The sequence below is a fragment of the Streptomyces sp. NPDC002701 genome, from assembly GCF_042889045.1.
In the GTDB taxonomy this organism is placed as follows: Bacteria; Actinomycetota; Actinomycetes; order Streptomycetales; family Streptomycetaceae; genus Streptomyces.
The window spans coordinates 38381-46759 of sequence record NZ_JBIAQL010000034.1 but is presented as its reverse complement, the minus strand read 5'-3'; the positions used below and the strand labels follow the sequence as shown (position 1 = coordinate 46759).

8 protein-coding genes are annotated in these 8379 nt (G+C 65.7%); 5 read left to right on the top strand and 3 right to left on the bottom strand.

Annotation, left to right across the window (positions count from 1 at the left end):
* Window positions 1–297 precede the first annotated feature (297 nt).
* A complete protein-coding gene (locus ACFYXC_RS39085) occupies window positions 298–1296 on the bottom strand; it encodes a hypothetical protein (RefSeq protein ID WP_389557547.1) in 999 nt (332 codons plus the stop codon).
* Window positions 1297–1745: 449 nt separating this feature from the next.
* Here ACFYXC_RS39085 and ACFYXC_RS39080 point away from each other — a divergent pair, with 449 nt between their 5' ends.
* From ACFYXC_RS39080 to ACFYXC_RS39070, 3 genes are all read left to right on the top strand, one after another.
* Entirely contained in the window at window positions 1746–3788 is a 2043-nt protein-coding gene (locus ACFYXC_RS39080) for an ATP-binding protein (protein ID WP_389557545.1), read from the top strand.
* 172 nt (window positions 3789–3960) lie between these two features.
* Window positions 3961–4212 carry a hypothetical protein gene (locus tag ACFYXC_RS39075; RefSeq protein ID WP_389557543.1) on the top strand — a complete coding sequence of 84 codons (252 nt, stop codon included), beginning with the start codon at window positions 3961–3963 and terminating at the stop codon, window positions 4210–4212.
* A gap of 4 nt (window positions 4213–4216) precedes the next feature.
* Complete coding sequence (locus ACFYXC_RS39070; RefSeq protein ID WP_389557541.1) at window positions 4217–4594, top strand: toxin Doc; 378 nt, start codon at window positions 4217–4219, stop codon at window positions 4592–4594.
* Between the two features lie 351 nt (window positions 4595–4945).
* Here the strand turns inward: ACFYXC_RS39070 and ACFYXC_RS39065 are convergent, their stop codons facing one another.
* A complete protein-coding gene (locus tag ACFYXC_RS39065) occupies window positions 4946–5197 on the bottom strand; it encodes a type II toxin-antitoxin system RelE/ParE family toxin (RefSeq protein WP_389557539.1) in 252 nt (83 codons plus the stop codon).
* Window positions 5194–5454: a type II toxin-antitoxin system Phd/YefM family antitoxin gene (locus ACFYXC_RS39060; RefSeq protein WP_389557537.1), complete on the bottom strand. Its 261-nt coding sequence runs from the start codon at window positions 5452–5454 to the stop codon at window positions 5194–5196. The genes ACFYXC_RS39065 and ACFYXC_RS39060 overlap by 4 nt, the downstream gene beginning before the upstream one ends.
* Before the next feature lie 927 nt (window positions 5455–6381).
* On the opposite strand from ACFYXC_RS39060, the gene ACFYXC_RS39055 reads away from it, so the two are divergent.
* Window positions 6382–7629: a hypothetical protein gene (locus ACFYXC_RS39055; protein WP_389557535.1), complete on the top strand. Its 1248-nt coding sequence runs from the start codon at window positions 6382–6384 to the stop codon at window positions 7627–7629.
* Window positions 7630–7949: 320 nt separating this feature from the next.
* A complete protein-coding gene (locus tag ACFYXC_RS39050; protein ID WP_389557533.1) occupies window positions 7950–8318 on the top strand; it encodes a putative quinol monooxygenase in 369 nt (122 codons plus the stop codon).
* Window positions 8319–8379 lie beyond the last annotated feature (61 nt).

The following is an 8379-nucleotide window of genomic DNA, read 5'->3' as shown; positions in this document are numbered from 1 at the left end:
TTTACCCCCCCGGGGGGTTGTGGGGTTGCCCCGCGCGGGGGGGGGTGGCCGGCCCCGGGCCCGGGGCCCGGCGCAACAGCCCCCCGGGGGGCCCCGGGGGGGGGCCCCCCCGCGGGGGCCCCCCCCTCCGGGGTCCGCGCGGGTGCCGGGGCCGTCGTGGTTGAGGTGGGCAAGCAGATAGCGTGCGACGTCTCGCACCGCACGGTCCGCTACGCCTACTCGATCGCGGCGAAGTTCTTGCGGGAGGGGCCGCAGGTGCCGACCTGCCGGACGCACAGGGCCCAGCCGGGCGGCGCTCTACAGCGTTTGGTACACCCGAACGGTCACCGGCGGGTGCTCGTAGGACTGTGGGCAGTAATAGATCTGCAATTGTTCGTCTCCCAGATCGATCATAGGCCCGTCGCCCACCGCTGGGTAGCATCGCCGCTCATCAGCATCGGCGTCCTCCAGCGGGCGCCAACCGCCTTCGTCGCCCCCGTTCCATTCACCGAGGCCGATGGTGAACAGGGGCGCGGTCACCGCGCCGCATCCGCATCGTGGCGGGTTGCCGTAGTCTCCGTCCGATGGGACGGCACCCCAGCCGCCGATCTTCCAGCCCGGAGCCACCGCGAACTGGATGTAGTAACGGCCGGTGTCTTCCTGCCACGCGTCCACGCGCGCCCTCACCTCAGCGGGCAGCTGCGGGGGCGCCGGGTACTCGCTCACCTGCTCCGGATGCAGGACACAGGGGGCGGGCCAGTAATCCTCCCGTTCGATGACGGGCGGCTCCGGCAGTGGCGAAAGAAGCGCGGTGACCTGGCCGGCACTGCGCCAGCACACGTGGATGGCCGGGATGCCGTCGTCGTGGTCTATGAACGGGCACCACAGGATCTGCAGCAGGTCCGCGCCCTCGGGACAGGGCAGGCCGGGCACATCCCGGGCATAGAGCTGCGCCACGGGCAGCAGCGGCACCGGATCCGTATACGGGCTGGGGATCATTTTCGGGTCACTCCGCTCCAAAATCGCCTGTTCCTCGGGCGTGGGCCATTCGTCCTCCGGCCGCGACGACCGCGCCACCATGAGGCGGTACTCGGCGCGCACCGCCTCCAGCTCCACCACCTCGTACACCTCGTGCGACCGTGTGCAGGTCGGCCACGGCTCCTCCTGCGGCCACAAAAGCGGCCCGCCCACCGAACTGTCCCCGACCGTGGGCATACCCGACCGCGAATGCAGCCGGGTAACGCTCCTGGACAGGCCGGCCAGCTCAGGGAACACCGCGGCCAGATCCAAAGGCCGCGGCGGCGTCGTACGCGTCATCGAATCTCCCTACCTCTCACATGTCCTGGGCAAGCCATCGAAACACGCGACACTGACAACCCCCGGCCAACGCCCCCTGCAACAAAGGGCGCGCGCCCCCCGCGCACCTCATTCCGACTGCAAGCACCTCACCAGCCACTTCACAGCCCCGGTATCGCCCCGGCCGCAGGACGGACACCGGCCACAACCGGGCCCGGACACGCTCCGCGCAGCCGGTCGCGCAAGCAGCGACCGGCTGCGTGGCAGCGGGCAGGCTTGTCCGGCAGGCACCCCCGGTCGCCAGGCGTATGACGCCCCGGCAGAACATCGGCTCCTTGTCCTCGCCCTGCCGGGTGAGCTGCAACCCGGCCGGTCAGCCCTGGCCGAGGCTCCGGAGCCAGTTCGGTTGGTGAGCCGCGCTTGCTAGCGCCCACCGATAGGGTTTGCGGCGTCGGAGCGAGGAGGAGACCATGGCGCTGACCACGTCACTGGCCGGCCGGGTCAGGAACACAAGTCTGCCAAAGAGCCATGCCCTTTTGCCCCTTCTTGAGGCCGTTGTCAACGGTATTCAGGCAATCGACGCCCGATTCGCCAACGACGTCGAGCGTGGCCGTTTGACCGTCAGAATCAAGCGCAGCCGGCACGAACAACTCGAACTCGTCCCCGCCGGTCCTGGTCGTGCGGCGCTCAAGCCCATCGTCGGCTTCAGCGTCGAGGACAACGGGGTGGGGTTCACCCCGGAAAACATGAAGTCGTTCGAGACGTTGGACAGCGACCACAAGGTCGACATGGGCTGCCGTGGCGTGGGGCGACTGCTGTGGCTAAAGGCATTCGACAGGGTCATCGTCCGTAGCGCCTACGACGACGGCGCCGGAAGCATCCGCGGACGGCACTTCCGATTCTCCGTCGAGAGGGAAGTCGAGCAGGTCGTGGAAGAGGACGGCCTCGACGAGGTCGGCACGACCGTGAGCCTTGACGGGTTCAAAAAACCCTTCCAGCAGAGCGCGCTGAAGGGCGTCGACGCCATCGCTCGCGACATGTTCGAGCACTGCATCTGGTACTTCCTCCGCCCAGGAAGTGCGCCTGTGATTACGGTGACCGACGGAGAAACAACCGTCTCGCTGGACGACCTCATGAACGACTTCGTGTATTCCGCGATGCCAGCATCCAGGATCGAGGTCAAGGGACGGCAGTTCGACATGGTCAATCTTTGTCTCAAGTCCTCAACGCGCAATCACACGCCACGGCTGTACTGGTGCGCCGCGAACCGCGTGGTGGTGGAGGAGAACCTCACGAGCAAGGTGCCAGGTCTCTACGGCAAGCTCAAAGACGAGGCATCGGCCCAGTTCACCTATGTCTGCTATCTGTCTTCGAGCTTCCTCGATGAGCACGTCCGCGCTGACCGCACAGCCTTCGACATCCCTGAGCGTGTGCCTGGTGCAACGCTGACCGAAGACGTGTCACTGAACGACATCCGCGACCGGGTGCTGAAGGAAGTCGAGACGATCCTTGCTGTCCCGCTCAGCGCAGCATGCGAGGAAGGCAAGCACCGGGTCAACGAGTTCGTGAGTAAACGAGCGCCACGGTACCGGCCTGTTCTGTCCCGGCTCGAGTCCCTCGGCGTGACGGTGGATCCGTCCATCAAGGACCAAGAGCTTGAGCTGCTGTTGCACGGCAACCTGCAGAAGCTCGAAGCCGCTGTGCTCGCCGAAGGCCACGCCGTCTTTAACGAGGTCGGCTCTGTGCGGCCGGAAGACTACGCGGAACGGCTTGAGCGGTACGCCGACATGGTGAAGGACATAAATCAGTCCGATCTGGCCGCATACGTCTCGCGCCGGCGAGTGATGCTCGATGTCCTCGCCAAACTGATCAGGTCCGACGCTCAGGGCAGGTACAGCAGGGAGGACGCCATCCACTCACTGCTCATGCCAATGCGGACCGACTCCAATGAGATCGGCACCGATGCCTCGAACCTCTGGATCATCGACGAGCGGCTTGCGTTCCACGACTACCTCGCCTCCGACAAGACCCTCAGGAGCATGCCCGCTACGGGATCCGAATCGACGACGGAGCCCGACTTGTTCGCGACGCGGCTCGTCGATACTCCGGTGCTGGCCGCAGAGGGCGAAAAGCTCCCCCTGCCGTCCATCGTCGTGATCGAGATCAAACGGCCGATGCGTAACGACGCATCGGAGGGCAAAGACCCGATCCAGCAGTGCCTTGAGTATGTGAATCGCGTGCGCGCTGGCGGCGTGAAGACCTCGTCGGGGCGGCCGATCCCCTCGACGCCGGAGCCACCCGCCTTCTGCTACGTCATCGCCGATCTCACGCCGACAATGGAGAACAGATGCAAGTACGCGGGCTTGCGTCCCACCCACGATGGAATGGGCTACTTCGGCTTCAACGAGTCGTACAAGACCTACATCGAAGTGATGAGCTTCGAGCGTCTCGTCAATGCAGCCACTGAGCGGAACCGAGCGTTCTTCGACAAGCTGGGACTCCCGTCCACCTGACTCCATAGCAGGCGCCCACGATCGGTCCCGCACGCCGGACACCGCCGCAGCATGCACACGGCTGTCATCCTCCTGACGGCGATCTCCGTGCACGAGACTCCGTGGGTACCCATCTTTACTGCTATCACCTGGGAGGATTGAGCTCTGGGTACCTCGGCGGTACTCTGCCCGTATGGCAGCACTCAATGTGGACTTCTCCGACGCGGAGCTCGAAGACCTCCGGGCTGCCGCCCGGGAACACGGCATGACGTTGAAGGCTTTCGTGAAAGCCTCCACGACCGACGCGATCGCCCATCAGCGGAGCCTGAAGGCAGCGGCGGCCGAGTTTCAGCGGGTCTTCGCGGATCCCTTGCTGGCCGAAGCCATCGAGGCGGCAGGCATCGACGACGGCCCGATGGCGAGCACGACGGGCAGGGCCGCCTGAAGTCATGGCGCCTCCCCTGCACATCGACGTGCGCTGGCTCCTGCAGCAGCACGAGACAGCTCTTCCCGACCAGCCCCACATCAGTGACTTCTCCGCCATGGTCGCGGCCGTGGCGCGCCATCGTGTCGATCCGCCCCGCCTCGGTGTCGACCCGGACGCGTCCTGGCGTGCTGCGGCGCTGCTGCACACCCTGCTGCTGCTCAAGCCCCTGCCCTCGCTCAACGTCCGGTTCGCGTGTGCCGTCACCATCGCCTACATGCACGCCAGCGACGAGGGTCTCGACATCCCCTACGGCGAGCTGGTCGAACTCTGCAAAGATCTCCTGGCGGGCAAGGACAGCGTGTTCGGCGCCGCCGACCGCATCCGTTCCTGGCGCATCTGACCGTCCCAGCGCCCGCACAGTCCCCGGCAGCGACAGTCCTACCGTCTCAGAGCGTCCAGCTAAGCCACGCCGGCCGCTCTCCGGCCGTGCACGGGGCCGGGGAAGCGACCCGGACCGCAAAGCCGACGGCACTGTGGTGACGTTTTGGCCACGGCGTGGCCCAGATCATAGAACTGTCCATGCCGCGCAGCTATGCGGCGGCCAACGCCGTCCGGCCTGGCCGATGCGGCGACGTGCGGGAACCGCGAGCGGACCCCAGTGGGGGCAGGGCACCGGCCAGGGCCAGGCGCAGTAGACAGTAAGGAGCCGGACCATGGGTCGGTCCGGTCCTTCACCCGTCTGCTACTGGTGTCAGCTGAGGCGGCCGATGTGGATGACCACGATGGTGACGGTGGCCTCGGTGATCTCGTACATGACCCGGTAGCGTCCGACGTGCATCCGGCGCAGGTCCGGGGAGCCGTAGGCGGTGCTGCCTTCGGGCCGGGGCTCATCGGCGAGCAGGTCGACGGCGTCCATGAGCTGGCGCAGCCCGTCGGCGTCGTCCTTGAGGAACCGGGCGGCCGCGTCGATGGCGGGCTCGTCCCAGACGATCGTGTAGGTCACCCGTGCTCCAGGCCCAGACGGGCACGGACGTCATCGTGGGGCACGGCTGCGCCGGTGCCGGTGCCGGCCAACTGGCGCTCGCGGTACCGGGCCAGGGCCAGGGCGTCCTCCAGGTCGGCCAGCTCCTGGGGATTGATGAGCACGGCCGCAGGCTGGCCGTGGTCGGTGATCGTGATGCGCTCGCGGGCGTGGGACGTGCGACGGACCAGCGATCCGAACTTCGCCCTGGCCTCGGTGATCGGCAGAGTGTCACTCATGCACAGAACTGTACACTTCACGCAGCCGCGAGGTTCCTCTACGACGCAGAAGACGATTCTTCATCGCAGGCGCAGTGGCCGGGGCCGGACGCGTAAGGAGTGACGTCATCCGCCGTGTCTGTGTGAGGGCCGATGTACGTCAGTCGCCCCGAGCTCGACCGGGACCGGGGAGAGGGCCGCGACACATCGGGCCGCTCCTGCAGTTTCCCCATGCTCGACAACCGCCTCAACTCCCCCTCCCCAACATCAGATGGCCGGGATCGAGCTATTCGACAAGGGGCCAGCCGCTGTCGCCCAGCAGAGCTGCCTGGCTCCTTTCACGGCTTCGACTCCGCCGCCTGCACCGCGCTCCTCACATGTGAAGCCCGCCAGGCGCCAACCCATACGACTCCAACCCCAACCGCGAGGAACTGCGCAGGCGCCGGATCCTGCCTGTCATCTCCCGCAAGGGCGCCCCGAACATCAAGGGCCTGGGCAAACTCCGCTACGTCGTCGAGCAGACCTTCGCCCTGCTCCACCAGTTCAAACGCCTCGCCGTCCGCTGGGAACGCGCACCGAACTCCACGGCACCTTCGTCTCATTGACCTGCGCCCTGATCTGCTGGAGACGCCTCAAGAAACACCGATCGTGATCGTGTTACGAGCTCTACGTGGCGATCATTCGCAATTCCTAATTGGCAGCCGAGTCGTCGTGGGGCATCGGGCGGCCAATCGATGGAAGCCACAGACGGCAGAACCTTGAAAGTCACGCCCGACGCCTCTGAGTGGATGAACCATACGAAGGGCTCACCACGTCCCGCAGGACAACGTAGAGAACTTTGACGAGTCTCACCGGGCGAGCACCTGAGCCCGCTGTCAGTGCGCCATGCGACCCTCGGCCCCGTCTAGACGCTCGCCCAGCCGATGCGCCTGTTGAGATGGGGACTACATGAGTGACGACACACGGACCGCCACGCCTTCGCCAGAGGACGCTATGCGCTTCGCCCGGCTGCATGCCCGCGCCGAGGCGGCCGTCATGGCACTCTTCACCACGCGGGCATACGAACTGGGCTGGACGGTAAGTAGCGAGCCCAGCGGCATCCTGGACCACGTGACGCTGTGCTGCGACGTGGGACATACGACTCAGGTAACACCCGTGACCGCACTGCATCCCAAGCTCGGCAGCACGATCCTCCAGGCACCCGAGGGACAGGTGTTCCATCTGGAAGTGGGGATGGAGCACATGGCAGTGCAGGGAAATCCGCGGCTGGCAGCCTTCTCCACGGCGCTAGAGGAGTGCGGGCACTGCGCGCGGAAGCAGTGGGAGGAAGCCGCCCGTGCATCGTTCGCTGCCTACGCCATCGAGGCTGATCTCCGAATCCTGGCCGACGCCGCATCCTCCAACGGGTACCCAGCGAAGAAGGTTTGCTGCCTCCAAGGGCATGAGTTCACCATCACCGCGATGGATCCACGTACCCCTAAGCGCGAGCCAGACTACGGGCTTGCATACGGCCTCACCTGGCGTGACTACATCCTCACCGATTCCGTAGTGAAACAACTTTGGCCTGAGCGCGCGTCGATCAACGCAACGGCTTCACCGACCCCTTTACGGAAGGGCAGCTACGGATTCACACCAGGCACTGACGAGGCGGGCGACCCTTGCGATACGTGTATGCGCATCTCTCAGACGCCCAAGCTCGTTGAGTTCAGACGTCGCGCCCGCGAAGAGAACGCGATGATCCTGGACTCCATGTCAGACCGAGTTCTCCAGACCGTGCGTCTCTGCTGCGTTGCCGGGCACCTGACCTCGGTAAGCATCAACAACGGATTGAAGCGCGCATTGCTGTGCGTTCGATGCGCGGGAGCGGGTATTCGCCCCGAACCAACCGTGTACTATGTGGTGGCTGGCGAGGCAATGGTGAAGCCCGGAATCTCCTCGGGTGACGGACGAGGGCGGCTGGACACCCACCGCAGCCAGCACAGTCTGGGTCAAGTCCGAAGGCTCATAACGGACCTGCCCGTCGGCGCAGCCCTCAACGTCGAGCGGCACGTCCTAAGCGGCCTGACTGGCCAGGGCATCAGACCGGTGATGGGCTTGGAGTTTTTCGATGCCGTGCATATTGACCGGGTGCTGGAATTGGCTGACGAGTGGTTCGCAGCGAACCTGCCGAACTCCCCGTGGTCGGTGACGACCTAGGCACAGCAGCCCACCCTCAGCAGTGCCGCCACCAGGTCCTCCATGAACGAGCGCGACGGCCTCAGCTACACCGACATGGCTCCCACCTCAAGGTCAAACCGGAACGCGTCAGCAGAGTCGAACGCGCGCCGCGCGCTGCTGCGCCTGCTACACGCAATCTCGGCCGCACGGCTTGCCTCTCACATTGACGTCAGGTTTTAGCGTACTGCCAGGCCTGTGCGTCGGGGTTCTCTCTCCGGTACCAGGCAGTACGAGGAGTACTGGCATGACCACGTCGTCCGGCTGGCTCCGTACCGAAACAACAAGGATGGGAAGGAACGATGAACTCGCCTCAGAACCCTCAGGACAAGGCCGCCGCCACTGCGACAGCGGAAGCGTCCATCCACACGGAGATCATCGTGGCCGGCCGGGTCTTCGTCCCCGCCGAGGATGTCGAGACGTTCATCGCCGAGGCGCAGTCGACGTATCCGATCGCCGCGGCGAACCCTGGGAGCGTGTTGATCTCGTTCTGTGTCGACGACGCGGCAACCGGAAGCGTCACGGTACTTGAGCAATGGGCGTCCCAGGAGGCGCTCGATCGACACCTTGCCACACCGGAGGTCATGGCGCTCTTCGCCAAGTGGGGCCCGCACATGCGCAATGAGGTGCGCAAGTTCGACGCGCTCAACGAGAGAGACCCCCGGGCCTGAGCTCGGCTCCGGCCACCCGTCGGAGCCAGCCGGCGGTGTAGGGCTGATCCGTCGTGATGCT

Excerpts from the sequence above, each read along its gene's own strand:
- ACFYXC_RS39075 (WP_389557543.1), top strand. The coding sequence starts at position 3,961 with ATGGCAGCACTCAATGTGGACTTCTCCGACGCGGAGCTCGAAGACCTC.
- ACFYXC_RS39060 (WP_389557537.1), bottom strand. The coding sequence starts at position 5,454 with ATGAGTGACACTCTGCCGATCACCGAGGCCAGGGCGAAGTTCGGATCG.
- ACFYXC_RS39085 (WP_389557547.1), bottom strand. The coding sequence starts at position 1,296 with ATGACGCGTACGACGCCGCCGCGGCCTTTGGATCTGGCCGCGGTGTTC.
- ACFYXC_RS39080 (WP_389557545.1), top strand. The coding sequence starts at position 1,746 with ATGGCGCTGACCACGTCACTGGCCGGCCGGGTCAGGAACACAAGTCTG.
- ACFYXC_RS39050 (WP_389557533.1), top strand. The coding sequence starts at position 7,950 with ATGAACTCGCCTCAGAACCCTCAGGACAAGGCCGCCGCCACTGCGACA.
- ACFYXC_RS39070 (WP_389557541.1), top strand. The coding sequence starts at position 4,217 with ATGGCGCCTCCCCTGCACATCGACGTGCGCTGGCTCCTGCAGCAGCAC.
- ACFYXC_RS39055 (WP_389557535.1), top strand. The coding sequence starts at position 6,382 with ATGAGTGACGACACACGGACCGCCACGCCTTCGCCAGAGGACGCTATG.